Source organism: Stenotrophomonas muris (genome assembly GCF_052751275.1).
The window spans coordinates 3,613,697-3,639,442 of sequence record NZ_CP199879.1 but is presented as its reverse complement, the minus strand read 5'-3'; the positions used below and the strand labels follow the sequence as shown (position 1 = coordinate 3,639,442).

Genomic DNA, 25,746 nt, shown 5'->3' with positions numbered 1-25,746 from the left:
GTCGAAGGATGGGTGGCTCAAGCGCCGAGACTGCGCGCGGTGTTGATGATGTTGATGCCGTTGAAGCGGGTGGTGGACGAACCGTGCGAGACCGCCGAGACCTGGCCGGGCTGGCCCTTGCCGTCGAAGAACGAACCGCCCAGGCGGAAATCGCGTTCATCGCAGATGGCCGTGCAGGCATTCCAGAATTCCGGCGTGCGGATCTGGTAGGCCGCATCCTCGACCATGCCGGCGATCTTTCCGTCCTTGATCTGGTAGTACAGCTGGCCACCGAACTGCGCGTTGTAGCGCTGCTGGTCGATCGAGTACGACCCCCGGCCGTGGATGTAGATACCGTTCTCCACGTCCTTGATCATGTCCTCGACGCTGAGCGGCTGCTTGCCCGGCGCCAGCGAGACATTGGCCATACGCTGGAACTGCACGCTGGACCAGGAATCGGCGTAGCTGCAGCCATGCGATGCATCGCGGCCGAGGATATGGGCTTCATCGCGGGTGGCCTGGTAATCGACCAGGATGCCGTCGCGCACCAGGTCCCAGCGCTGGGTCTTGACGCCCTCGTCGTCGTAGCCGACCGCACCGAGGCTGCCCGGCTGGGTCTTGTCGGCGAAGAAGGTGACGATGTCGCTGCCCCAGCGGAAACCCGCATCGCGCTTGTCCAGCGTGGCGAAGCTGGTGCCGGCGTAGTTGGCTTCGTAGCCGAGCACGCGGTCCAGCTCCAGCGGGTGGCCGACGTTTTCGTGGATGGTCAGGAACAGGTTGGACGGGTCCAGCACCAGGTCGTACTTGCCGGGCTTCACCGACGGCGCCTTCAGTTTCTCGCGCGCGTGGCGGGCGGCCGCAATGGCGTCCTCGACCGGGTCGTAGGAATCGCGGTAAGCGGTGATGCCACCGGGCAGGTGCACCTTGCCGCGCGCATCGCCATCGAGGAACTCATAGCCCATGCCCATCGGCGAGGACAGGCCGGCGCGGGTGCGGAACCTGCCGCTGGCCTTGTCGATGGCGGTGGCGGTGAACGGCAGCCAGATGCGATGGATGTCCTGGTCGATGAACGAGCCATCGCTGGAGGCGAAGTACTTCTGTTCGTTGACCAGGAACAGGGTGGAATTGATGTAGTCGGCGCCCGCATCCAGCGCGGCGGCATTGAGGGCCAGCAGCAGTTCGACCTTGTCCTGGATCGGCACCGCCATCGCGTTCCTGCGGACGGGGGTCTGCCAGCGCACCTCCCCGACCGGCGGTGTCGGCGCCAGCTGCACCGGCCGGGTCTGGATGCTGGCGTTGGCGCGGGCGATCGCGGCCGCCTGCTCGACCGCAGCGCGTACGGCGGCCTCGGTCTGCTGGTGGGTGGCAGCGAAGCCCCAGGCCCCGTTGACGATCACCCGCACGCCCACGCCGGACGATTCGCGGTTGGTCACGTTGCCGACCTGATGCTCGCGGGTGATGACCGACTGGTTGAGGTAGCGGCCGATGCGCACATCGCAGTAGCTGGCCTTGGCCGTGCGTGCGGTGGCCAGCGCCACGTCCGCCAGGCGCCTGCGCTGGAGGGTGTCGACCGGGGCGAGCAGTTGCTCGGCGGCGATGGCACGGGAATGCGGCAGCAGCAGGCCCGCCAGGCCCAGACCGGAAAAAGCCAGGAACTCACGTCGTTGCACAGCGTTTCTCTCTCTCGCTTGCGTGCGGCCGGCAACGGGCCGAGCCGATCACGTCAACCACTCGACTTTCGCCAGCGCGGGGCATCCGGGCAAGTGACTGCAGTCATGGTTGGGGGTGTTTCGGCAGGGCTTGCAGCCCTGCACCTGCTCAGAGCCGGAGCAACAGCCACAGCAACAGCGGGCTTGCTGAGGGATGGCGGCGCGGTGTGGGTGGGCAGGACACGCCGTAAACCCCCCTCCGGGGTCCGGCCCAGCCGCTGGCGGCTGTGCGTTCGGGCGCTTGCGAAGCAGTGCTTCGCAAGCAAAGCGCCCTCACCCATGGGGGCTCGATGGCGCCATCCATGGCGCCAACGGTCCTGCCCACCCACACCGCCCCGCCTCTGACAGATTCCGTGCGCTGCTGGTAGGTGTCGACCTTGGTCGACACATCTGTCAGATATCGAATGAAATTCGGGGTCAGATCCGTTTTCCTGCGGAAAACGGATCTGACCCCAAGATGTTTCCGACAGATCGCGGCCAACTGTCGAAGGCGGGGTGGGTCCGGTGGCAGGGGCGTGAGCGCCATGGATGGCGCGACCGAGCCTCCATGGACGGATTTACGGCGTCCCCTGCCACCGGATCCACCCCGCCATCCCTCAGGAAGCCCGCTGTTGCTGTTGCTTTGGCTGTTGCCGTTGCTGTGGCTTGAAGCAGGTGCAGGGCGCAGCCCTGCTCGGAACACCCCCCTCGTGCACAATGGGGCCGACCCCGCCCGGACACCGTCCTGATGTCGAGCAAGCCGCATTCAGAAGCCTGCGAGCGCAACCGCGAACCGATCGCCGCCGCACTCGACCCGTGGATGGGCGACCGCCATCGGGTGCTGGAAATCGGCAGCGGCACCGGCCAGCACGCGGCCTTCTTCGCCGAGCGTTGGCCCTGGCTGCGCTGGCAGCCCAGCGACCATCCGGACCATCTGCCCGGCATCGAGGCCTGGCGCGCGGAAGCGGCGCTGCTGAACCTGCTGCCGGCGGTGGCGCTGCAGGTGGAACTGCCACCGGCGCCTGGGCTCAGCCTGCCACAGAGCAGCACGTTCGACGCCGCGTTCAGCGCCAACACGCTGCACATCATGAGTTGGGCGCACGTGCAGGCGTTGTTCGCCGCGCTGCCATCGGTGCTGCGTCGCGGCGCGCTGCTGGCGGCGTACGGCCCGTTCAACTACGGCGGCCGCTACAGCAGCGACAGCAACGCGCAGTTCGATGCCTGGCTGAAGGCGCGCGACCCGCGCAGCGGCATCCGCGATAGCGAAGCGGTGCAGGCGCTGGCCGCCGACCACGGATTCACCCGCCTGGGGGATGTAGCGATGCCGGCCAACAACCGCCTGCTGCTGTGGCGGTTGGGGTAAACCATCGGTAGTGCCGGCCGCTGGCCGGCAACCGATTGCCGGGATGAATGCTGGCCAGCGGCCGGCACTCCCTTCAAGCCACCTGCACGATATGCAGCGCCTTCGGATTGCGCCACTGCGCCAGCAGGGCCGCTTCGCGCGCCTTGGCCTGCTCGAAATGCGCTTCCTTGACGTGGCCGAAGCCGCGGATGTGCTCGGGGATGCTGGCAATCTCCACCGCCAGGGCCAGGCGGTCGTCATCCAGGCCGTCCAGCAGTACCTGCACGGTGGCCTCGTAATCGCCGATCAGCTTGCGCTCCATGCGGCGTTCCGCGGTGCGCCCGAATACGTCGAAGCGGCCGCCACGCAGGAACTTCAGCCTGGCCAGCAGGCCGAAGGCCTTGAACATCCACGGGCCGTATTCCTTCTTCAGCAACCGGCCCTGCTCATCCTTCCTGGCGAACAGCGGCGGCGCCAGGTGGAAGCGCAGCTGGTAATCGCCCTCGAACTGCTGCTGCAGGCGGCGCTGGAAGTCGCCGCTGGTGTACAGGCGGGCCACTTCGTACTCGTCCTTGTAGGCCATCAGCTTGAACAGGTAGCGGGCCACGGTCTCGGTCAGCGCCGTGGAGCCGCCGATGCGCTCGGCTTCGGCGGTGCGCACGCGCTCGACCAGGCGGCGGTAGCGGTTGGCGTAGGCAGTGTCCTGGTACTCGACCAGGAACGCGGCGCGGCGCTCGATCATTTCATCCAGCGAGCGCGACAGGCGGGCGTCATCCAGCGGCAGGAACGCCACGTCGCCACCGTGCGAGGGCAGGCCGCGCAGTTCGCGTTCGTCGCCGGTGTTGCGCGGTGCCGCAGTGGCACCCCATTCATTGCCCTCCCACTCGCCTGGCGGCAGCGGATGCAGCGGGCCCGGGGTGGATTCGGCATCGGTGTGGCGGTTGCGCACCAGGCCGGCGGCCTGCTGCACGGCCTGCGGATCGACCACGGCCAGGCGGCCCCACGCAAAGGCCTGCTGGTTCATCGCCACGGCGGCGCCATTGAGCTCGATGGCGCGCATCAGTGAGTCGAACGACAGCGGCACCAGGCCCTGCTGCCAGGCGTAGCCGAGGATGAACAGGTTGGCGGCGATGGCATCGCCCAGCAGCGCGGTGGCCAGCTGGGTGGCATCGAGCAGCAGTGGTTCCTGGCCGCCCAGTGCCACGCGCACGCCGGCGATGATGTCGGCGGCGGGGAACTGCATGTCCGGGCGGGTGGTGAACGTGCCCGGCATCGCTTCGTAGGTGTTCAGTACCACCTGCGAACGGCCGGCGCGCACCTTCGACAGCGCCCAGTAATCGTTGACCACCACCATGTCGCAGCCCAGCACCAGGTCGGCTTCACCGGCGGCGATACGCACGGCGTGGATGTCTTCAGGGCGACGGGCAATGCGGATATGCGTGGTCACCGCGCCGCCCTTCTGCGCCAGGCCGGTCTGGTCGAGCACGGTCGCGCCCTTGCCTTCCAGGTGGCCGGCCATGCCCAGCAGCGCGCCAATGGTCACCACGCCGGTACCGCCGACGCCGGTGATCAGGATGTTCCAGGGCTGTTCCAGGCTGTCGCGAAGGGTCGGTGCCGGCAGGTTGTCCAGCAGCATGGACGCATCGCGCTTGCTGCCCTTGCGCGGCTGGCCACCGTGCACGGTGACGAAGCTCGGGCAGAAGCCGTTCACGCAGGAATAGTCCTTGTTGCAGTTGGACTGGTCGATCTCGCGCTTGCGCCCGAACTCGGTTTCCTTCGGCAGCACCGACACGCAGAAGCTCTTCTTGCCGCAGTCGCCGCAGCCTTCGCAGACCAGCGAATTGATCAGCACCCGCTTCTGCGGGTCTTCCAGCTTGCCGCGCTTGCGGCGGCGGCGCTTCTCGGTGGCGCAGGTCTGTTCGTAGATCAGGATCGAAACACCCTTCACTTCGCGCAGGCGCTTCTGCACTTCGTCCAGCTCGCTGCGGTCATGGAACTCGACGTCGCTGGGGAAGTGCTCGCGCTGGCCGGTCCACTTGCCGATGTTGTCCGACAGCACCACGATGGTGTGGATGCCCTCGGCACGCATCTGTTTTGCAATGTCCGGCACGCTCAGCGGGCCGTCCACCGGCTGGCCGCCGGTCATCGCCACCGCATCGTTGTAGAGAATCTTGTAGGTGATGTTGACGCCGGCGGCGACCGCCTGGCGGATCGCCAGCGAACCGCTGTGGAAGTAGGTGCCGTCGCCGAGGTTCTGGAACACGTGCGGGGTATCGGTGAATGGCGCCTGCCCGGCCCAGGTCACGCCTTCGCCGCCCATGTGGGTGAAGGTATCGGTGCTGCGGTCCATCCAGGTCACCATGTAATGGCAACCGATGCCGGCCAGCGCACGCGAGCCTTCCGGGACGTTGGTGGACGTGTTGTGCGGACAGCCGGAGCAGTAGTGCGGTACGCGCGGAAAACTGGCGCGCGGCAACGCAAGTTCGGCTTCCTTCTCCTGCATCCACTGCAGGCGCTGCTCGATCGATGCGTTGTTGAAGAACTTCTGGATGCGGCGACCGATCACGCCGGCGATGGTGGCCGGGGTCAGTTCACCGGTGGACGGCAGGATCCACTCACCGCTCTCGTCGTACTTGCCGACGATGGACGGGCGCTGGCCCCAGCTGGCCGGCCAGTTGAAGAACTGTTCCTTCATCTGGCGCTCGATGAAGGCACGCTTCTCTTCCACTACGATGATGTCTTCCAGGCCCTGCGCGAAGCGCGCGATGCCCTGCGGCTCCAGCGGCCAGGTCATGCCGACCTTGTACACGCGGATGCCGATGTCGGCGCAGGCGGCTTCGTCCAGGCCCAGGTATTCCAGCGCCTGCAGCACATCCAAATAGCTCTTGCCGGTGGTGACGATGCCCAGCCGCGCGCGCGGCGCGTCCATCACCACCTTGTCGATGCCGTTGGCGCGGGCGAACGCCTGTGCGGCCTTCACCGCATAGCGGTGCAGGCGCATTTCCTGGTCCAGCGGCGGGTCCGGCCAGCGGATGTTGAGGCCGCCCGTAGGCATTTCGAAGTCTTCCGGCAGCACGATGCGGCGCGCCATCGGGTCGACCTCGACCGAGGCCGACGATTCCACCGTCTCGGCGATCGTCTTGAAGCCGACCCAGCGGCCGGTATAGCGGCTCATCGCCCAGCCCAGCAGGCCCATGTCCAGGATGTCCTGCACGCCGGCCGGATTCAGCACCGGCATCATCGCGCTGACGAACTCGTCCTCGCTGCCATGCGGCAGGGTTGAACTGCGGCAGGCGTGATCATCGGCGGCCAGCGCCAGCACGCCGCCATGGCGCGAGGTGCCGGCGGCATTGGCGTGCTTGAACACGTCGCCGCAGCGGTCCACGCCTGGGCCCTTGCCGTACCACATGCCGAACACGCCCTGCACGTTGGCGCCGGGGAACAGGTTGGTCTGCTGGGTGCCCCACACCATGGTGGCGCCCAGGTCCTCGTTCAGGCCGGGGGTGAACTTCACCTTGGCCGCGTCCAGGTGCTTGCGCGCGCGCCACAGCTCCAGGTCAAAGCCGCCCAGCGGGCTGCCACGGTAGCCACTGACGAAACCGGCGCTGTCGATGCCTTCGTGCGCGTCGCGCAGCCGCTGCATCAACGGCAGTTTCACCAGCGCCTGCACGCCACTCAGGTAGATCCGCCCCTCGTTGCGGGTGTACTTGTGGTCGAGCGTGTAGTCACGGTCGATCAGGTCGGCGGAAGAGGGCGAAGTGAGTTGCGCGGTACTGGTCATGGCTGGCCCGGTCAGGATCGGCTGGCACCGGCCGCGTGCAGGCACGCGGCGGGAAAGGCGCGAATTGTAGCAGCGAGGCCCGACCGCCCCGGCACTCGCGCCGGCGGCCATGCTGGGGTTAGGATCGGGGAGAGAGAGGGAGGCTGCGGTTGCGGCCTGGGGAGAAGGGATGTCAGTTGCAGCAAAGATCCTGGGCAGCATGTTGCTGGTCTCGGGAACGGCCCCCGTGTGGGCCGCGCCGGCGGTGCCGGCACCACAGGAGTTCTACTTCGACAGCGATGCGGCCGCCGTGCCCATGATCGTGGTCCAGTCCGACGGGGATGCGCTGGTGGCGCAGCTGCTCAAACAGCGCGAGCGCGGCCGGCGTACCGTGGAGGCCACCGTGCAGCTGGCGTCGGTGGCCATTGCGCAGGGCCGCACCGAGCTGGGTGAACAGCTGTATCGCGAAGCACTGAAGGATGCGCCGGTGCAGGGCAGCCTGGGCCGTAGCGTGCGCTGGAATTACGGCTGGGACCTGCTGCGTCAGGGCCAGCCCGAAGCCGCCCTGGAGCAATGGCAGGCCGCTGCCGGTGGTTCGCTGAGCAAGCCGGGCTGGCTGCCACCCACCTATGCGCTGGCGCTGTGGCGGGCCGGGCAGAAGCAGGAGGCGGTGCAGTGGTATGCCGCAGCGGTGCGTACCGAGCCGACGCAATGGAGCGACAGCAGCCGCTTTGCGCAGTTGTTGCCGTTGTGGCGTGACGACGAGCGCGCCTCGCTGGCGGAAGTGCAGCAGGCCTGGGCGGCCGCGCCGCCGGCCTGGCCCTGAGGGAGGGGGGGGGGCGGGTTGCACCCGGCACCCGCAGAGGCAACGGCTGGAGCAACTGCAGCAGCCGAAGCAACAGGGGGCTTCCTGCGGGATGGCGGGGCACTGTGGGTTTGCGGGGCCGCCGTAAACCCATCCATGGGGGCTTGGTCGCCGCATCCATGCGGCTCACACCCCGCAAACCCACAGTGCCCCGCCTTCGACAGGTTCCGGCGGCTGTTGGTAGGTGTCGACCTTGGTCGACACGGTCGATCCACGCCATGCGTGGATGAGATCTGCCAGGGATAGAAATCGAACTGGGGTCAGATCCGTTTTCCAGAGGAAAACGGATCTGACCCCCATGCCCTCAAGAGCAGCCAGCCAAGCGCTTTTGCTTTTGCGCTTCCACTTCAATCGTCCGCGGAAACCGTCCGACCCGACGCCCATGCCCGCAATGCCTCTACCTGCTCGGCCATCAGCACCGACAGCGGCCGCGTCGCACGGATCTCGTTCATCAGCAGCTCGGTATCCAACGGCCGGCCTTCGGCGTGCGCCGCATACAGCCCGGCCACGATCGCCTGCTCGATCTCGGCGCCGGAGAAGCCATTGGCCGCGGCCGCCAGCGCCGGCAGCGCGAAGTCGTCGCCGTTGAGCTGGCGTCGCCCCAGGTGCAGCCGCAGCAGCTCCACACGCACCTCAGGCGTGGGCAGGTCGACGAAGAAGATCTCGTCAAAGCGGCCCTTGCGCAGCAGTTCGGCCGGCAACTCGTGTACCTGGTTGGCGGTGGCGACGATGAAGACCGGCGCCTTGCGTTCGGCCATCCAGGTCAGCAGGTAGCCGAGCACGCGGCGCGATACGCCACCGTCCTCGCCACCGCTGGCCAGGCCCTTCTCGATCTCGTCCATCCACAACACGCAGGGCGCCAGCTGCTCGGCCGAGGCCAGCGCCTGGCGCAGGTTGGCCTCGGTCTCGCCGTGGTACTTGTTGTACAGCGCGCCCACGTCCAGGCGCAGCAGCGGTACGCCGAAGCCGGCGGCGGTGGCCTTGGCCAGCATCGATTTGCCGCAGCCCTGCACGCCCAGCAGCAACATGCCGCGCGGCGGATCCAGGCCGGCCGGTGCCGAGCCGGCGATGAAGGCCACCCGGCGCTGGCTGATCCAGCGCTTGAGCCGGTTGGCACCGGCCACGTCGCCGAAGCGCGCGCTGTCATGCTCGAAGAACAGGTGGCCGCTGCGGTTGAGCAGCTCGAACTTCAGCCGTGCCAGCTGCGGCAGGTCGTCGTCGCGCAGCGCGCCATCGGCGTAGATCAGCTGGCGGGCGATGCGGCGGGCATCGACCAGGCTCAGGCCCTGCAGGTTCTTCAGGATCTTCTTCACCGCCTCGCTGTCGACCTCGACACGGCGGCCGCCGTGTTCGCGCGCATAGGCGTCGGCCTCCTCGCGCAGCATCTTCAGCAGGGCGTTGGCATCGGGCAGGCGCGGGTTGAAGCGCACCGCCAGGGCCTCCAGCTCGGCCGGCAGCTCGACCTTGGCGCCGATCAGCACCAGCACATGCGGCTCGCTATGGCGGCGCTGGATCAGGTCGCGCAGCGCGCGCTGATGGCTGGCATACCCCAGGTAGGGGTGGAAATCGAGCAGCAGGTAGACACCCCGCTGATCGGCCTGGCGGATCATCTGCAGGGCGGCGCTGGCATCGGGCGGGCCGACCGGCGGGTCCTCGCGGTCCAGGTCGATGCGACGCAGGCCCTCGGTGATGGACCAGCGGTGCAGGGCCCGCCACACGTGCATCAGCGTCTGCCGGAACAGCTCGACGATGCGGGCCTCATCCTGGGTCTCGATCACGATCAGGGGGGTATTGGCGCGGATCAGTGCGCTCAGGTCCTGCAGTTCGCTCATGCCGGTTCGATCCTTCGGGGGCGCCACGATAGCAAAGGCGATGGCCACTGGTTCAGCACGGTGCTACCTCCCGTCACCACCGCCGGTGTACGCTCGGGGCACGTACCCGGAAGCGAGGCTGGCATGAAGACGATCCTGGTGGCCGGTTCCAAGGGCGGGGTGGGCAAGACCACCGTCGCCACCCACCTGGCCGCGTACGCGGCATTGCAGGGCAAGGCCACGGTGATCGCCGATGCCGACCCGCAGGGCTCCAGCACCCGCTGGGCACAACGGCGTGCAGGGCTGGAAAGCGCGGTGCTCCCCATCGATGTGTATCGGAAGAAGCAGTGGGCGCAGAAGCTGCCTGACGGTACCGATACCGTCATCATCGATGCACCGGCCGGTGCGCTGGCCGACGATATCCCCCATTTCCTGGACGCGGCCGACGCCGTGGTGGTGCCGGTGCTGCCCTCGGCGCTGGATATCGAAGCCATCGTCGGCTTCCTCAACAGCCTGGCCCAGAACCCGCGCGTGCACAGCCGCAAGCTGCCGGTGGGGCTGGTCCTCAACCGCACCAAACCCTGGACCCAGACTTCGCAGCAGGCGCTGCAGATGCTGGCCGAATGGCCATACCCGGTGGTCGCGCAGCTGCGTGACAGCCAGAGCTACGTGGTCATGACCGGCCTGGGCCGCAGCCTGTTCGACTATCGCTCCGCCCAGGTGCGCGAACACCAGGCCGACTGGGAGCCGCTGCTGTCCTGGCTCAAGCTTTGATGCCTGCCTCACTTCTCCTGCTGCATCCTCTTCTCCATGGAAACCCGCGATGCGTGAACTGATCCTGCTGCGCCATGCCCATGCCGAACCCGCCGTTTCCGGCCAGGCCGACCTCGACCGGCCGCTGTCGCCGGTGGGGCTCGCCGAGGCCGAAGCCGCCGGCAAGTGGTTGAAGGAAAACAACCTGCTGCCCGACTGCGTGCTGTGCTCGCCGTCGCGACGTACCCGCGAGACCCTGGAAGCGGTGATGACGGCCATCGGCTATGTCGAAAAGCGCCTGGAAGACCGGATCTACGAAGCCACCCCGGGCACCCTGGCGGCGCTGGTGGACGAGCGTCGTGACCTGGACCGGGTGCTGATCGTCGGCCACAACCCGGGCCTGGAGCAGCTGGTGGCCCTGATGACCGACGGCACCAGCAGTGACTATCGCGGCATGCCGCCGGGCGGCGTGGCCGTGCTTGGCTTCCCGCGCGAGGCCTCGATCGAACCCGGCGTGGCCAGCCTGAACGCGTTCTGGTGGCCGTGATCCGATGAGCCTGGCGCGGCGCAGCCGCTTCCTGCTGCCCGCGTTGCTGGCGCTCGGCCCGGCCTGGGCCGCGGCGCCCCCACCGACCCCGTTGCCGCCCGTGTCCGCCGAGGCGCCACGGGTATTGCGCCTGGATACCCAGCGCTCGCGGATCGGCTTCGAGGTGCGCACCCGATTCGGCCAGCGCATCGAAGGCGTGTTCCCGCACTTCGAGGGGCGTATCGAGATCCTGTCCGACGGCCGTCACCAGGTGCACCTGAAGATGTTCACCCGCTCGGTGGAGATCCCCGGCAAGGCGCGCTATACCGGCTGGATGCGCGGCGAGGAGTTCTTCGATGCCGGGCGCCATCCGGTGGTCGAGTTCGACTCGCTGCCCTACTGGCCGGAGACCGTGGAGCAGGGCGGCGCCATCAACGGCCGGCTGACCCTGCGCGGCATCAGCCACCCCGAGTCATTGCAGGTCGAGAAGGCGGAGTGCGCCCGACCCGGCTATGATTGCGACGTCGTCAGCCGCGGTACCGTGCAGCGAGGCCGGTACGGAATGGACAGCTGGCAGCTAGCCTTGAGTGACCGAGTGACCTTCGTATTGCGTGCGCGCCTGAGCGAGGCGCCGAAACCGTGAACCTCCTGCTGCGCGTCCTGGCGCTGGCAACCGTGTTGCTGGGCAGCGGTTGTGCATCGCTCTCGCATGCCGAGCGTGACCGTGCCGAAGCGATTGCCGTGCAGGCGCGCTCGACCGACGTCGACTGCCAGCGCGCCGACCGCTGCGCGCAGGACTCGCCGTTGCGTGCGCTGGCGGGCCGGGCGTTCACCGAATCCACCCCGGAACAGCCACGCCACTACGCCACCCTGCTCGACGAGGGCGAGGGCGCCCTGGTCGCGCGCCTGAACCTGCTGCGCAGCGCCACCCGCAGCATCGACCTGCAGACCTACATCTTCGACAAGGACGACAGTGCCCGGCTGGTCATCGACGAGCTGCTGGCCGCGTCGCGGCGCGGGGTGAAGGTGCGGGTGCTGATCGACCAGCTCTCGGCGATCTCCGACCTGCAGATCCTCGGCGCCCTGTCCGGCGCGCACCAGAACTTCCAGCTGCGGGTCTACAACCCGACCTTCGGCAAGGCCCGGCTGAACTACTTCGACTATGCCGGCAGCGTGCTGTGCTGCTTCCGCCGCTTCAACCAGCGCATGCACAACAAGCTGCTGGTGATCGACGATGCGATCGGCGTGGTTGGCGGCCGCAACTATCAGGACGACTATTACGACTGGGACCGCGAGTACAACTTCCGCGACCGCGACGTGCTGATCGCCGGCCCGGAGGCGCGGGCGATGGCGGCCAACTTCGATGCCTTCTGGCGCGCCAGGCGCAGCGTGCCGGCCGAGCGCCTGAACGATGTCGGCCGCACCCTGCTGCGCGAGGGCGTGCCGACCCTGCCGCCGGCCAGCTTCCGCCGCCCCGAGCGGGTGGAGCGGGTCAGTGCCGAAGCCAATGACATGGACTTCGTCAGCCGTTCCTTCGTCGATACCGCGTTGCCGGTGGCCTCGGTGCGCTATGTCGCCGACCTGCCGCGCAAGCACCGGCGCGAGAAGGCCGATGCGCCGCTGGCCGGACAGCACGTGACCGAGCCGCAGCTGGATGCGCTGATCGCCGGCGCGCAGAAGGAAGTGATCCTGCAGACGCCGTACCTGGTGCTGTCCAAACCGGCGCAGAAGCTGTTCCGCGAGCTGCGCAAGCGACCGCAGCCGCCGCGCGTGGTGGTGTCCAGCAACAGCCTGGCGGCGACCGACAACCCGATCGTCTATGCGCTGTCGTACAAGTACAAGCGGCGCAACATGCGCGAACTGGGCTTCAACATCTTCGAATACAAGCCGTTCCCGCTGGATGCACCGGTCGATTACCGCAACCTGCTGCCCGACCCGATCGCCGCGCCGGAAGGCGACGACGACGGCGGGCGCAACCCGCTGATCGGCGGCAGTGCTGCCGGCAGCAATGCCGGCGACCGTCGCGATCGCGACGAGCATCCGGCACCCACCGGCAAGCAGGGGCCGGTGAACCATCCGCGCACCGGCAGTGCCTACCAGAACGCGCGCGAGCGCCGCCGTGCGGCCGGCAGCGAGGTCGAGACCCGCCTGCTGCGCACCGAGACCCGGCCCTCGTTCCTGGGCAGCAAGGCGGTCAACAAGCCGTTGCCGGTCACCCGCAAGGGCGCGCGCATGGGCCTGCATGCCAAGTCGCTGGTGGTCGATCGCCGCATCGGCGTGGTCGGTACCCACAACTTCGACCCGCGCAGCGAGAACTACAACACCGAAGGCGCGGTGATCATCGATGACCCGGCCTTCGCCGAGCAGCTGGCCGAGAGCATCCTGCGCGACACCCACCCGCAGAACTCGTGGACGGTGGCGCCGCGGGCCAAGCCGCCGGTGCTGTCCGGGCTCAACTACAGCGTCGGCAAGGCCTCCGAAGCACTGCCGATCCTCGACTTCTGGCCGTGGCGCTATGCCACCGACTACGAGTTCAAGCCCGGCCCGGACTGCCCGCAGCCGTTGCCCCGGCAGGACCCGGGCTTCCACCGCTGCTATGTCGCCGTGGGTGATTTCCCCGAGGTCAATGTCGGCCCGAAGTGGCTGCTGGTACGCATGCTGACCGCATTCGGCGCCGGCCTCGTTCCCATCCTCTGAAGGTGCCCGCATGACCCAGGTGTTCCGCGAAGCCGTTTCCCTCGAGCAGCTCAATACGCTCAGCCGCAACACCGCGATCGCGTCGCTGGGCATCGTCTTCAGCGCGGCCGGTGACGACTGGCTGCAGGCCACCATGCCGGTGGACGAGCGCACCCGCCAGCCCTACGGCATCCTGCATGGCGGCGCGTCGGTGGTGCTGGCCGAGACCCTGGGCAGCAGCGCCGGCAACCTGTGCGTGGATACGGCCAAGCAGATCTGCGTGGGCCTGGAAATCAACGCCAACCACGTGCGTGCGGTGCGTTCGGGCACGGTCACCGGCACCGCCCGCGCGCTGCACGTGGGCCGCAGCACCCAGCTGTGGGAGATCCGCATCGAGGACGAGCAGGGCCGGCTGGTGTGCATCTCGCGGCTGACCCTGGCGGTGGTGGCGGCCGGCCACGGCTGAGCCCCGGACGGGCGGTGACGGCAGCGGAACCCAGCGTTCCCTGCCGATTGCCCCGGTCGATGGGTGTTATGGCCTAAATCGGCTGGCAGCGATGACGGCCCTCCGGTATCGTGCGCGGATGACTTCCCCCACTCCGGCCCCCCGCGGCGGCGTGGCGCGTGTGTGCCGTTACCTGTACCGCGTACCGCTGCTGTTGGTCCACATCGTCGTGTTCCTGCCGCTCATCCTGATCGGCATGCTTCGGCCGTGGGGCGAACTGCGCGTGGGCGAGGCGACCCTGGGGGCCAAAGTGGTCAACTGGTGGCAGGGGGGGCTGATGTGGATCTTCGGCTTCCGCCTGGTGCAGATCGGCAGGCCGCTGCCCGGCGCCGTGCTGTTCGTCGCCAACCACGTCAGCTGGGTCGACATCTGCATCCTGCACAGCCAGCGCATGATGGGCTTCGTCGCCAAGCGCGAGATCGCCAGCTGGCCGCTGGTCGGGTGGCTGGCCGCGCGCGGGCAGACCATCTTCCACCAGCGCGGCAACACCGAATCGCTCGGTGGCGTGATGCAGGTGATGGCCGATCGCCTGCGCGAAGGCAAGGCAGTGGGCGTGTTCCCGGAAGGGCGTACCCGCGGTGGCCACGAAGTGGGCCCGTTCCATGCCCGCATCTTCCAGGCGGCGGTTGAGACCGGCGTGCCGGTGCAGCCGGTGGCTCTGGTGTATGGGCTCAAGGGCGACGCGCAGACCATTGTCGCGTTCGGCCCCGGCGAGAGTTTCTTCGCCAATTTCCTGCGCCTGCTCGGTGAGCCGGCGCGGCGTGCGGAAGTGCATTTCCTGGCACCGATCGGTGCGCAGGACCTGGAAGGCCGTCGGCGCATCGCGGAGACGTCGCGCGCGCGCATCGTGGCGGCCATGAGCACGCAGTGAGGGTGCGGTGGCCCTGATCCCGCCACCCGTCCTGGACGCCGGCACGCCGACGCTGCACGCGGCTGACTACCAGCCACCGCGCTGGCTGCGCAATCCGCACCTGCAGTCGATGCTCAGCTCCAGCCGCATGCGCCTGCAGCGCGGCCTGCTGCTGCTGGCCGCGACCGGCGCGATCAGCGAAGAACTGATCCTCGACGGCGGCGACGGCGTGCGCCTGCAGGGCTGGCACAGCCATGTCGAAGGCCGCGAACCCAAGGGCATGGCCCTGCTGCTGCACGGCTGGGAAGGCAGTGCCGAATCCAGCTACATGCGCATGGCGGCCGCGCGCATGCTCGAACAGGGCTTCGACGTGGTGCGGCTGAATTTCCGCGACCACGGCAATACCCATCACCTCAACCCCGGCATCTTCCACTCCAACCAGATCGACGAAGTGGTGCATGCCGCAGGCGATATCGCCCAGCGCTGGCCGCAGCTGCCGCTGGTGGCCGCCGGCTACTCGCTGGGCGGCAACTTCGTGCTGCGCCTGGCCCTGCGTGCGCCGGCGGCCGGCGTGCCGCTGCTGCGCGTCGCCTCGGTATGCCCGGTGCTGGACCCGGCGCTGACCATGGAGAGCATCGAGAACGGCCCGGCAATGTACGACTGGTACTTCCGGCGCAAGTGGGCCGGTTCGTTGCGGCGCAAGCGCGACCTGTTCCCCGAACTGAGCGACTGCGACGACCGCGTGCTGAAGCTGGACATCCGCGCGTTGACCGCCTGGCTGGTCGAGCGCCACACCAGTTTCGGCTCGTTGCAGGCCTATTTCGACGGCTACTCGATTGCCGGCGATCGCCTGTCCTCGCTGCAGGTGCCGGCCGACATCCTGATGGCACAGGACGACCCGGTGATCCCGTACGCGACCTTCAGCGACTGGCAGCTGCCGCGCAACGCGCACCTGGAAACCGCCTGCTGGGGCGGCCACTGTGGCTTCCTGGAAAACTGGCGCGGTGACGGCTTCTCCGAGCGCTGGGTGGCGCAGCGCCTGCAGCGCGTGCTGCAAGGCTGAACCGGCACGGGCGCGCAGGCCGCTACAATGCGGGTTTGCCCTTGAACCGGACCGCCATGCAAGACCAGATCATCCAAGCGTTGCGCCAGAACGAGGCCGACCAGGCCGTGCAGCTGGCCCAGGCGTGGACCCGTGATGAACCCGGCCAGGCCGAGGCCCACCGCTGGCTGGCGCTTGCGCTGCAGCAGCAGGGCAAGGCCGAGGACGCGATGGAGGCCCTGCAGCAGGCGCTGCAGCTGGCCCCGGACAATGCCCAGCTGCACCTGCAGCACGCCGGCCTGCTGCTGGCGCTGCGCCAGTTCGACGGCGCTGGCGAAGCACTGACGCGCACCACCGGGCTGGACCCGAACGCCTTCGCTGCCTACCTGATGCAGGCCCACCTGGCGATCGGCCGCAACGATTTCGATGAAGCGCAGCGCCTGTCCACCCTGGCCTCGCGTGTCGAACCGGACCACCCGGAACTGCTGACCATCGACGGCATGATCGCGCTGCGCCGCGATGATGCCGATCGCGCGCTGACGCTGCTGTCGGCCGCCAACCAGGCCCAGCCCAACGACATTCGCGTGCTCTACGCACTGGGCTTCGCCTACCTGGGCAAGAACATGCTGGCCTTCGCCGAGCAGGCGTTCCGCCGCGTGCTGGAACTGAACCCGACCATCGCCTCGCTGCATGGCCTGGTGGTGCAGCTGGCCATGCGCCAGGGCAACCTGGACGCTGCCGCCGAAGCGATGCAGATCGCGCTGCAGCAGCAGGGCCTGGATACGCCATCGATGCGCCGCCTGGCCGGCGAACTGGCACTGCGCAGCGGCCAGCCGCTGCAGGCGCTGGAGCACCTGCTGCCGTTGCTGGAATCGCTGCCTGACGACCGCGACGTACTGCAGTTGCTGCTGATGTCCTGGCAGCGCCTGGGCCGCGAAGACGAGGCCCGCGCACGCCTGGATGTCGCCCTGGAGCAGCACCCGCAGCTGCACGACCTGTGGCTGGCACGCCTGGCGGTGGAAGAGGTCGGCAGTGCCACCGCCGCCGCCACGGTCGAGCGCTGGATGGACGCGATGCCGGGCCACCTGCCGGCGCTGGAAGCGCGCCTGCGCCTGCACGACATGGTGGGCGAACACGCCCAGGCCGAAGCGATCGCCGAGCGCATCGTCAACCTCGAACCGGGCCGCGTCAGCGGCGAAACCCGCCTGGTCGAAGGCCTGCTGCAGCGCGATCCGGCCGCCGCGGTCGCCCGCGTGCAGGCGCTGATCGACATGGCACCGGAAGGCCACCGCGCCGACCTGCGCACCTGGCTGGGTGAGATCCAGGATCGCGCCGGGCAGCACGAAGACGCGCTGCAGACCTGGCTGGCACTGCAGGCCGACCAGGCACCGCAGCGCCTGCCGCTGCCGCCGCAGGCCAAGGCGCCGCCGAGCTGGCCGGACAAGGGCGAGATCGACGGTGATGCCACTTCCGCGCCGATCTTCCTGTGGGGCGCGCCGGGTTCGGGCGTGGAGCGCGTGGCGACCGGCCTGGCCGCCGCCAGCCCGGTGCTGCGCAGCGACCGCTATACCTCCAACGCACCCGACGACGCGTTCCAGAACTACCACACGCTGCAGGACCTCGCCTCCGGCGTGCTGACCCCGGAGCGGCTGGTGCAGCGCTGGCGCGAACAGCTGCCGTCGCGCGGCGTGCAGGACGACGCGATCATCGACTGGCTGCTGTGGTGGGACAACGCGCTGCTGTGGGCGCTGCGCCCGCAGCTGCCGCAGGGCCGCCTGCTGGTGGTGCTGCGCGATCCGCGCGACATGCTGCTGGACTGGGTGGCCTACGGTGCCGCCCTACCGCTGGCAATGACCTCGCTGGCCGAAGCCAGCGAATGGCTGGCGCGCGCGCTGGCCCAGGTCGCCGCCCTGCACGAGGACGATCTGTACCCGCAGGTGCTGCTGCGCATCGACCAGATCGGCAACGATCCGCAGGCGATGGCCGAACTGCTGGGCCGCCTGTTCGAGCGGCCGATGCCGCCAGCCGCGCAACTGGGTGCGCCGCGCTTCCCGCCGGGCCACTGGCGCAACTACCGCGACGTGATGAGCGCCGCCTTCGCCAAGCTCACCCCGATCGCGGTGCGCCTGGGTTATCCGGAAGAGTGAGGACACGCCGATGCAACTGAGCAGCCACAGCCTGACCAACGGTGCACCGATCGACCGCGAATTCGCCGCCGGCGATGCCGCGGGCTTCGCACCGGACCGCAATCCGCACCTGGCCTGGAGCGATGTGCCGGAGGGCACCCGTTCGTTCCTGCTGGTGTGTGTCGATCCGGACGTGCCGACCGTGCCGGAGACGGTCGGCCGCACCGACATGAGCGTGCCGCGCGACCAGCCGCGCTGTGATTTCGTGCATTGGGTAATGGCCGACATTCCGGCCTCGGTGCGCGAGATCGCCGCAGGCAGCTGCAGCGACGGCTTCGTGGTGAAGGGCAAGTCCAAACCGGCCGGCCCGGCCGGCAGCCGCCAGGGCCTGAACGACTTCACCGGCTGGTTCGCAGGCAATCCGGACATGGCCGGTGACTACCTGGGCTATGACGGCCCGTACCCGCCGTTCAACGACGAACGCCTGCACCACTACTTCTTCCGCGTGTTCGCGCTGGACGTGGCATCGCTGCAGCTGCCGGCACGCTTCACCGCCGCCGACGCCTACCGCGCCATGCACGGCCACGTGCTCGCCGAAGCGGCACTGCACGGCACCTACACGTTGAACCCGGCGCTGGGCTGAGAGCCCTTGTAGGGCCGGGGCATGCCCGGCTTTGCTTTCTGCAGAGTCGAGCCATGCTCGACTTTGCCTTGTAGGGCCGAGCCCATGCTCGGCTGCTTCTGCTACGCAATGGACCTGCAGTAAACAGCAAACCCTGCCAGGAACGCATCCGCTTCGGCGCGATGCACTTCCGACTGAAGCACCTCGAAGATCTCCTCCGGTTCCAGGCCCAGCACCGGTACACGCAGGAACAGTGTTGTACTGAACGCGGCACTGACCGTGGACAGCACCGCGCGAAGTGCCTGCAGCATGTCCTCGCCACGATGGGACGCATGCACTAACGCAATGGGCCGACCGACGATCTGGTCGCCGGATACGAGCCAGTCGATCGCATTCTTCAATCCGCCGGGAATGCCACGCACGTATTCAGGGCTGCACACCAGCACACCGTCGCTGCGGGCGATGGCCGCCTTGAAGCGCGTCACGCTGCAGGGTTCATCGGTGCCTTCCAGATCGGGGGAGAACACCGGAAGTTCGCCGACCCCGGCGTAGACCTCGATCTCCATGCCGGGCGGCGCGATGGTTTTCAGGGCCACCAGCAGAGCGGTGTTGGTCGACTGCCGGCGCGCGCTGCCGGATATGGCGAGAATCTTCATCGTGGCAAGGCTGGCACGTGGGGCTGCGTCGACGCTACAGAACGTAGAAGGGCGACCTCGTGGCCGCCCTTCTGTTTATTTACTTCTTTTCGATGGCCGACTCGACCACCATGTCCAGCACGTACGCCTGCGACGGCGCATCGGCCGGCGGGTTCTTCACTTCGTAGCGCTTCACGCGCACCACGTTGCGCACGCCGTCTTCGTGGGTGTAGCCCTCGATGGTGCCGTAGAAGTTCTCGAACTTGCCCGGCTCACCCTGCTTCAGGCCCTTGTCGTCGAACTTCACTTCGCGCACCTGCAGGCACTGGTAGTCCGGGATCAGCGGGTGCGAGCACTTCTGCGTCTTGGCGGCCACTTCCAGGAACACGGTTTCGCCGGCGCCGCCGTAGCGGGTTTCAGCGGTCGGCTCCGGGTTGAACACCAGCACGTCGCCCTTGGCGTTGGTCAGCGTCAGCTTGCCATCGGCATCCTGCTCGGCCTTCAGCTCGCCCTGCAGGCGGCTCGACACGGCTTCGTCCAGCGCCATCAGCGCCTTGTCGGTGCAGGCCATCATGGTCGAGGCCATCGCGCTGACCGTCAGCTTGCCGTCGGCCAGGGTGTAGCCGCCGCCCATGCGGTTGCAGGTGTTGCTGACCGACAGGCGGCCATCTGCGAAGTCCAGGGTGACCGGCTTGTCTTCGCGGGCGAACAGCGCGTCGATGCGCTTGCCGTCGGCGCCGGTGGCCTGCTGCAGCAGCCAGTGCTGGCTCTGCAGGCGCTGCGCATCCAGGTGCGCCAGCGTCTGCTGGTCTGCTGCCTTGGCCGCGGCCGGGGCCACGTCGTCGCCGCCGGTGCCGGCCGGTGCCGGCGTCTGGCTGCAGGCGGCCATCAGGGCCAGCGGGAGGAGCAGGGTGAGCTTGCGGTTCATGGTGATTCTCCTTGGGGAACCGTGGGGGAAACGGGGTGGGGCCGGCAACGGGGTTACCGTACCCCGGCGCTGTTCAGCTGCCGGAGGGCAACCACAGCAGCAGCGCCGCGCCCAGTGCGATGCGGTAGATCGCGAAGGCGGTGAACCTGTGCGACTTGATGTAGCCCATCAGCCACTTCACTACGACGAAGCCGGTGATGGCCGCGGCAAGGAAGGCCACGCCCACGTCGGCCCAGTCCTCGCTGCCCAGCTGCCCGGCCTTGGCCATTTCCAGGAAGGTGTAGGCGCTGGCGGCGAACATGGTGGGAATGCCGACCAGGAACACGAACTCGGCGGCGGCGGCGCGGCGGCTCAGGCCCAGCAGCATGGCCAGGAAGATCGCCGAGGCCGAGCGCGAGGTGCCGGGGAACACGCCGGCCACGACCTGTGCCAGGCCCACGCCGATCGCCACCGTCCAGGTCACCTGGTCGCGGTCGGGCAGGCGCGCGGTGTAGGCCTCCACCAGCAGCATCCAGACACCACCGATGATCAATGCCCAGGCCACCGGGCTGACCGTCTCCGGCAGCGACCAGCCGGCCTTGCGCACCACCAGGCCGACCACGGCGGTGACCAGGAAGGCGGCGCCCAGCTTGAACACGTACTCACGGTTCTCGCGCTGGTTGAAGCCGGTGGCCAGCTGCAGCAGGCGCTGGCGGAACACCAGCACCACGGCCACGATCGCGCCGGCCTGGATGACGATGTTGAAGAAGTCCGAGCGGGCACCCAGCCAGTGCTGGGCGATGAGCAGGTGGCCGGTGCTGGAGATCGGCAGGAATTCGGTCAAGCCTTCGAGGATGCCCAGCAGCAGGGCGGAGAGCAGGTCGGACATGGACGGTGCGTGACGCGCGGCGGAAGGAAGAAGGTCGAGAGGATAGACGATCCCTGCCGCACCAAACGGGTGCGTCTGGTGGCGGGTGCACCCGTTTGGTGCGCACCGTTCTGCACCGCCACGGAGCGCCCTTTTTGAAATCAATGACTTGCGGCCAGCGAAAAGTTGGCACGGTCGTTGCTCTACCTCAGCAGGCATTCATCCCCATCCGAGGTCGTACCGATGTCCGTGGAAAACGTTGAGAAGCTGATCAAGGACAACCAGATCGAGTTCGTCGATCTGCGTTTCGTGGATATGCGTGGCGTCGAGCAGCACGTCACCTTCCCGGTCAGCATTGTCGAACCGTCGCTGTTCGAAGAAGGCAAGATGTTCGACGGCAGCTCGATCGCCGGCTGGAAGGGCATCAACGAATCGGACATGGTCCTGCTGCCCGACACCACCAGCGCCTACGTCGACCCGTTCTACGCAGATCCGACCATCGTGATCAGCTGCGACATCCTCGATCCGGCCACCATGCAGCCGTACGGCCGCTGCCCGCGCGGCATCGCCAAGCGCGCCGAGGCCTACCTGAAGTCCTCCGGCATCGCCGAAACCGCGTTCTTCGGCCCGGAGCCGGAGTTCTTCATCTTCGACTCGGTCCGTTTCGCCAATGAAATGGGCAACACCTTCTTCAAGGTCGATTCCGAAGAAGCCGCCTGGAACAGCGGCGCCAAGTACGACGGCGCCAACAGCGGCTACCGTCCGGGCGTGAAGGGCGGCTACTTCCCCGTGCCGCCGACCGACACCCTGCACGACCTGCGCGCCGAGATGTGCAAGACCCTGGAACAGGTCGGCATCGAAGTGGAAGTGCAGCACCACGAAGTGGCCACCGCCGGCCAGTGCGAGATCGGCACCAAGTTCAGCACCCTGGTGCAGAAGGCCGATGAACTGCTGCGCATGAAGTACGTGATCAAGAACGTCGCGCACCGCAACGGCAAGACCGTTACCTTCATGCCCAAGCCGATCGTGGGCGACAACGGCAGCGGCATGCACGTGCACCAGTCGCTGTCCAAGGGCGGCACCAACCTGTTCTCCGGTGACGGCTACGGTGGCCTGAGCCAGCTGGCGCTGTGGTACATCGGCGGCATCTTCAAGCACGCCAAGGCCATCAATGCCTTCGCCAACTCGGGCACCAACAGCTACAAGCGCCTGGTGCCGGGCTTCGAGGCGCCGGTGATGCTGGCCTACTCGGCCCGCAACCGTTCGGCGTCGTGCCGCATTCCGTGGGTGTCCAACCCGAAGGCGCGCCGCATCGAAATGCGCTTCCCGGACCCGATCCAGTCCGGCTACCTGACCTTCACCGCACTGATGATGGCCGGCCTGGACGGCATCAAGAACCAGATCGACCCGGGTGCACCGAGCGACAAGGACCTGTACGACCTGCCGCCGGAGGAAGAGAAGCTGATCCCGCAGGTCTGCTCCTCGCTGGACCAGGCGCTGGAAGCGCTGGACAAGGACCGCGAGTTCCTGAAGGCCGGCGGCGTGATGAGCGATGACTTCATCGACGGCTACATCGCGCTGAAGATGCAGGAAGTGACCAAGTTCCGCGCGGCCACCCACCCGCTGGAATACCAGCTGTACTACGCCAGCTGACCGGATGCGATGGCGGTGGGTTCCCCCTCCCACCCGCCGCCATCGCTTCCGTTTTCGCGGCTGGGGAGCCGCGGTCAGATCGGGGTCGGATCCCATTCGTTTACGAATGGGCGCTGATCCCTATCCAGGGGCAAGAGAGAGACCGGATACGCGACCAGGGCCGCCCTCCCTCCCGCGTCGGTCGTGCAAGGAGAGAGGCACGGCCGTCCCGGCCTTGTACGTGTCCGGTGCAACAGCCACGGTCATCATCCTGATGACCCGTGGTTGCCTGATGCCAACGCGCGCTGGCGCGCTGGCCCCATCCACCCTCGGGACATGCGCATGAAACTGATCTCCGCCATCATCCGACCGTTCAAGCTCGACGAGGTCCGCGAGGCCCTGTCCGATGCAGGCGTGTCGGGCATCACCGTGACCGAAGTGAAAGGTTTCGGTCGCCAGAAGGGCCACACCGAGCTGTATCGCGGCGCCGAGTACGTCGTCGATTTCCTGCCCAAGATCAAGATCGAAACGGTGGTCACCGACGAGCGTGCCGACGCGGTGATCGAAGCGATCCAGTCGTCGGCAGGCACCGGCAAGATCGGTGACGGCAAGATTTTCGTCACCGCCGTCGAACAGGTCATCCGCATCCGCACCGGCGAAATCGGTGCCGACGCGCTGTAACCCCCTTCCGGAGATTCCCCCCATGAAGATGCGCCTTCTCACCGGGTGGCAAGCCCGGTTCCATCTGGTGTGCCTGTTGATGCTGCTCAGCGCACTGGCCGCCGGTGCCTGGCCGGGCAGCGCCCATGCCCAGGCCCAGGTATCGCCGTTGCCGAGCGAAAGCGTGGCGGTCGAGCCGCTGCACGATGCGGCCGCCACCGCCGCGGCGCCGGCCGTGGCCGAAGCGGCCGCCGCCTATGATCGTGGCGACGTCGCCTGGATGCTCACCTCGACCCTGCTGGTGCTGTTGATGGTGGTACCGGGCCTGGCCCTGTTCTACGGCGGCCTGGTGCGTTCGAAGAATGTGCTGTCGGTGCTCAGCCAGATCCTGGTGGTGTTCTCGCTGGTGCTGCTGCTGTGGGTGGCCTATGGCTACAGCGCGGTGTTCAGCGCCGGCAATCCGTTCTTCGGCTCGTTCACCGAATTCGCCTTCCTCAAGGGCTTCACCCCGGAGTCGGTGGGCAACACGCCGATCAAGGGCCTGCCGGACTATCTGTTCGTCGCGTTCCAGTCGACCTTTGCCGGCATCACCACCGCGCTGATCGTCGGTGCCTTCGCCGAGCGCATCAAGTTCCGCGCGGTGCTGCTGTTCTCGGCGCTGTGGTTCACCCTCAGCTACATCCCGATGGCACATATCGTCTGGGGTGGCGGCTACCTGGGTGAGCTGGGTGCCATCGACTTCGCCGGCGGTACCGTGGTGCACATCAACGCGGGCGTCGCCGGCCTGGTCGGCGCGTGGTTCGTCGGCAAGCGCCTGGGCTATGGCCAGACCGCGCTGAAGCCGCACAATGTGCCGTTTACCTACATCGGCGCGATGCTGCTGTGGGTGGGCTGGTTCGGCTTCAACGCCGGCTCGGCAGCAGCGGCCGACACCGTGGCCTCGCTGGCCTTCCTCAACACCGTGCTGGCCACCGCCGCTGCCGTGCTTGGCTGGACCCTGGTGGAGGCGATCGGCAAGGGCAAGCCGTCGGCGCTGGGCGCTGCGTCGGGTGCGGTGGCCGGTCTGGTCGGCATCACCCCGGCCTGTGGCACCGTCGGGCCGCTTGGCGCGATCGTGATCGGTTTTGTCGCCGGCGTGGTCTGCGTGTGGGGCGTGACCGGCCTGAAGCGCCTGCTGAAGGTGGACGACACCGCCGACGTGTTCGGTGTGCATGGTGTCGGCGGCATCGTCGGCGCGATCCTCACCGGCGTGTTCAGTGCGCAGTCGCTGGGCGGCACAAAGGCCGATCTGGATATCGCCCATCAGGTCTGGGTGCAGGTGGTCAGCGTCGGCCTGACCGTGGTGTGGTCGGCGGTGATGACCGCGGTCATCCTGCTGGTGGTCAAGGTCGTGGTCGGCCTGCGGGTGACCGAAGAGGCCGAACGCACCGGCCTGGATGTGACTTCGCACGGCGAGTCCGCCTACGAGGCCTGACGTGGCGGCGCACTGACGTGGTGGGTGCCGACCGTTGGTCGGCACTTCCACTGTCCTTGTTCTGGTAGGTGCCAAGCTTGCTTGGCACGGGGTCTGGGTCTGCTCTGGTGGGTGCCGACCGTTGGTCGGCACAGCGGGTAGCCCATCCACGCATGGCGTGGCTCTAACGTTCCTGCTTCAATGGCTGTCTGTAGGCGCGCGTGTTCGCCTCCAACGACCTCGATGGACTACAGAACGGAGTAGGCGTGATTCAGGCGACTTCCGCAGCAGTGATGGAAGACATCGAATGGTATGTCTACCTGCTGACCCTGGACGACTACAGTCCGCATGCGCTGGTGCGTAGTGTGGCCGGCGCAGGAGATCGAGAACACTGGAGCTTCGCTGTGGAGCTCACCTATCGCTGCCTTTCCTCCGGTCTGTGGCGACTCTCCTACGGCCTGCCTCCGGAGCTGGGGCTTTCCAGCATCGATCGTCGATCCGAGCACCAGCAGTCTGATCAACATCATGGTGCCTGGAGCACATGCATTGGATCCGGGCTTTGTGATCCGACAGGTGCTTCCGGATGGATTCGGTGGATTCTCAGTCTCAACCAGAGGCTGGGGTACGGGTTCGCGTCCAATGTTCAACTCGAATTGGTGGGCCAAGTGTGGAGCTCCAATACGCGCGATACTGGTGGCGAAGTTGGCAAGTTGCGGTGGCCTTGGAGTACTTTTCCCTCAAGGCAGAAATGCATGAGCTACCGGGGCTCTGATGGAAAGATGGTGGAGATCTGCCAGTGAGTGAGCGTGAGTTGGGGGCAAAGATTGTGTCTGTGATTGCCAGCTCCGTGCTTGGAGCGGCTCTGTTCATAGGCATTCCGCTGAGTTCTCGGATAGGCAGCTTTTCGCAGGCTGCAATTTTCACATCGCTGGTTTGCGCCATAGCCGCTGTGTTGGGCCTCATCTTCGGTGTGCCCGGGGTTATGCTTGTGGACAAGTTTCTTCCGCGGTTCAAAGCTCGTTATGTTGTAGCTGCACCAATCTGTG

General features: G+C 67.4%; 21 protein-coding genes. 15 read left to right on the top strand and 6 right to left on the bottom strand.

Annotated features, from left to right (window positions below):
- Positions 1-17: 17 nt before the first annotated feature.
- Positions 18-1,649, bottom strand: coding sequence for a TldD/PmbA family protein (locus ACUVWL_RS16990; RefSeq protein ID WP_032957606.1), 1,632 nt, complete (start codon positions 1,647-1,649; stop codon positions 18-20).
- Between the two features lie 766 nt (positions 1,650-2,415).
- On the opposite strand from ACUVWL_RS16990, the gene ACUVWL_RS16985 reads away from it, so the two are divergent.
- Positions 2,416-3,030, top strand: coding sequence for a DUF938 domain-containing protein (locus ACUVWL_RS16985; protein WP_111205516.1), 615 nt, complete (start codon positions 2,416-2,418; stop codon positions 3,028-3,030).
- Between the two features lie 73 nt (positions 3,031-3,103).
- On the opposite strand, the gene ACUVWL_RS16980 is transcribed toward ACUVWL_RS16985, so the two are convergent.
- Positions 3,104-6,790: an indolepyruvate ferredoxin oxidoreductase family protein gene (locus ACUVWL_RS16980; RefSeq protein WP_445978587.1), complete on the bottom strand. Its 3,687-nt coding sequence runs from the start codon at positions 6,788-6,790 to the stop codon at positions 3,104-3,106.
- A gap of 169 nt (positions 6,791-6,959) precedes the next feature.
- On the opposite strand from ACUVWL_RS16980, the gene ACUVWL_RS16975 reads away from it, so the two are divergent.
- Positions 6,960-7,595 (top strand): tetratricopeptide repeat protein, encoded by a 636-nt coding sequence (locus tag ACUVWL_RS16975; RefSeq protein WP_046427754.1) that lies wholly within the window; start codon positions 6,960-6,962, stop codon positions 7,593-7,595.
- A gap of 386 nt (positions 7,596-7,981) precedes the next feature.
- Here ACUVWL_RS16975 and ACUVWL_RS16970 read toward each other — a convergent pair whose 3' ends face one another.
- Entirely contained in the window at positions 7,982-9,466 is a 1,485-nt protein-coding gene (locus ACUVWL_RS16970; RefSeq protein WP_014645482.1) for an AAA family ATPase, read from the bottom strand.
- 123 nt (positions 9,467-9,589) lie between these two features.
- On the opposite strand from ACUVWL_RS16970, the gene ACUVWL_RS16965 reads away from it, so the two are divergent.
- From ACUVWL_RS16965 to ACUVWL_RS16925, 9 genes are all read left to right on the top strand, one after another.
- Positions 9,590-10,219, top strand: a complete 630-nt coding sequence (locus ACUVWL_RS16965; protein WP_005420986.1) for a ParA family protein — start codon at positions 9,590-9,592, stop codon at positions 10,217-10,219.
- Positions 10,220-10,268: 49 nt separating this feature from the next.
- The gene (locus ACUVWL_RS16960; protein ID WP_014035499.1) at positions 10,269-10,745 is read left to right on the top strand and encodes a SixA phosphatase family protein; all 477 of its coding nucleotides are present in this window, start codon (positions 10,269-10,271) and stop codon (positions 10,743-10,745) included.
- A 4-nt stretch (positions 10,746-10,749) separates the two neighbouring features.
- Positions 10,750-11,367, top strand: a complete 618-nt coding sequence (locus tag ACUVWL_RS16955) for a YceI family protein (protein ID WP_014645483.1) — start codon at positions 10,750-10,752, stop codon at positions 11,365-11,367.
- Positions 11,364-13,421 carry a phospholipase D family protein gene (locus tag ACUVWL_RS16950; RefSeq protein ID WP_049408351.1) on the top strand — a complete coding sequence of 686 codons (2,058 nt, stop codon included), beginning with the start codon at positions 11,364-11,366 and terminating at the stop codon, positions 13,419-13,421. Before ACUVWL_RS16955 ends, ACUVWL_RS16950 begins: the two co-directional genes overlap by 4 nt.
- A gap of 10 nt (positions 13,422-13,431) precedes the next feature.
- On the top strand, positions 13,432-13,866 hold the full coding sequence (locus ACUVWL_RS16945; RefSeq protein WP_014035502.1) for a hotdog fold thioesterase: 435 nt from the start codon (positions 13,432-13,434) through the stop codon (positions 13,864-13,866).
- Positions 13,867-13,984: 118 nt separating this feature from the next.
- Positions 13,985-14,776, top strand: a complete 792-nt coding sequence (locus tag ACUVWL_RS16940; RefSeq protein WP_049441701.1) for a lysophospholipid acyltransferase family protein — start codon at positions 13,985-13,987, stop codon at positions 14,774-14,776.
- Positions 14,777-14,828: 52 nt separating this feature from the next.
- Positions 14,829-15,818, top strand: coding sequence for a YheT family hydrolase (locus ACUVWL_RS16935; protein WP_445979173.1), 990 nt, complete (start codon positions 14,829-14,831; stop codon positions 15,816-15,818).
- 56 nt (positions 15,819-15,874) lie between these two features.
- Positions 15,875-17,944, top strand: a complete 2,070-nt coding sequence (locus ACUVWL_RS16930; protein ID WP_445978586.1) for a tetratricopeptide repeat protein — start codon at positions 15,875-15,877, stop codon at positions 17,942-17,944.
- A 10-nt stretch (positions 17,945-17,954) separates the two neighbouring features.
- Positions 17,955-18,566, top strand: coding sequence for a YbhB/YbcL family Raf kinase inhibitor-like protein (locus ACUVWL_RS16925; RefSeq protein ID WP_032961630.1), 612 nt, complete (start codon positions 17,955-17,957; stop codon positions 18,564-18,566).
- 101 nt (positions 18,567-18,667) lie between these two features.
- Here the strand turns inward: ACUVWL_RS16925 and ACUVWL_RS16920 are convergent, their stop codons facing one another.
- The 3 genes from ACUVWL_RS16920 to ACUVWL_RS16910 all read right to left on the bottom strand — a co-directional run bounded on the left by ACUVWL_RS16920 (position 18,668) and on the right by ACUVWL_RS16910 (position 20,976).
- Positions 18,668-19,201 carry an NADPH-dependent FMN reductase gene (locus ACUVWL_RS16920; RefSeq protein ID WP_046427768.1) on the bottom strand — a complete coding sequence of 178 codons (534 nt, stop codon included), beginning with the start codon at positions 19,199-19,201 and terminating at the stop codon, positions 18,668-18,670.
- A gap of 79 nt (positions 19,202-19,280) precedes the next feature.
- Positions 19,281-20,108, bottom strand: a complete 828-nt coding sequence (locus ACUVWL_RS16915; protein ID WP_049420290.1) for an META and DUF4377 domain-containing protein — start codon at positions 20,106-20,108, stop codon at positions 19,281-19,283.
- A 73-nt stretch (positions 20,109-20,181) separates the two neighbouring features.
- Positions 20,182-20,976 carry an undecaprenyl-diphosphate phosphatase gene (locus tag ACUVWL_RS16910; protein WP_014645490.1) on the bottom strand — a complete coding sequence of 265 codons (795 nt, stop codon included), beginning with the start codon at positions 20,974-20,976 and terminating at the stop codon, positions 20,182-20,184.
- A 222-nt stretch (positions 20,977-21,198) separates the two neighbouring features.
- Between ACUVWL_RS16910 and glnA the strand changes: the two genes are divergently transcribed.
- The 4 genes from glnA to ACUVWL_RS16890 all read left to right on the top strand — a co-directional run bounded on the left by glnA (position 21,199) and on the right by ACUVWL_RS16890 (position 25,500).
- Positions 21,199-22,608 carry a type I glutamate--ammonia ligase gene (gene glnA / locus ACUVWL_RS16905; protein ID WP_014645491.1) on the top strand — a complete coding sequence of 470 codons (1,410 nt, stop codon included), beginning with the start codon at positions 21,199-21,201 and terminating at the stop codon, positions 22,606-22,608.
- A gap of 321 nt (positions 22,609-22,929) precedes the next feature.
- Entirely contained in the window at positions 22,930-23,268 is a 339-nt protein-coding gene (locus ACUVWL_RS16900) for a P-II family nitrogen regulator (protein WP_004134334.1), read from the top strand.
- A gap of 22 nt (positions 23,269-23,290) precedes the next feature.
- On the top strand, positions 23,291-24,721 hold the full coding sequence (gene amt, locus ACUVWL_RS16895) for an ammonium transporter (protein WP_014645492.1): 1,431 nt from the start codon (positions 23,291-23,293) through the stop codon (positions 24,719-24,721).
- A 200-nt stretch (positions 24,722-24,921) separates the two neighbouring features.
- Positions 24,922-25,500, top strand: a complete 579-nt coding sequence (locus ACUVWL_RS16890; RefSeq protein ID WP_227864437.1) for a hypothetical protein — start codon at positions 24,922-24,924, stop codon at positions 25,498-25,500.
- The last annotated feature ends 246 nt before the right edge of the window (positions 25,501-25,746 follow it).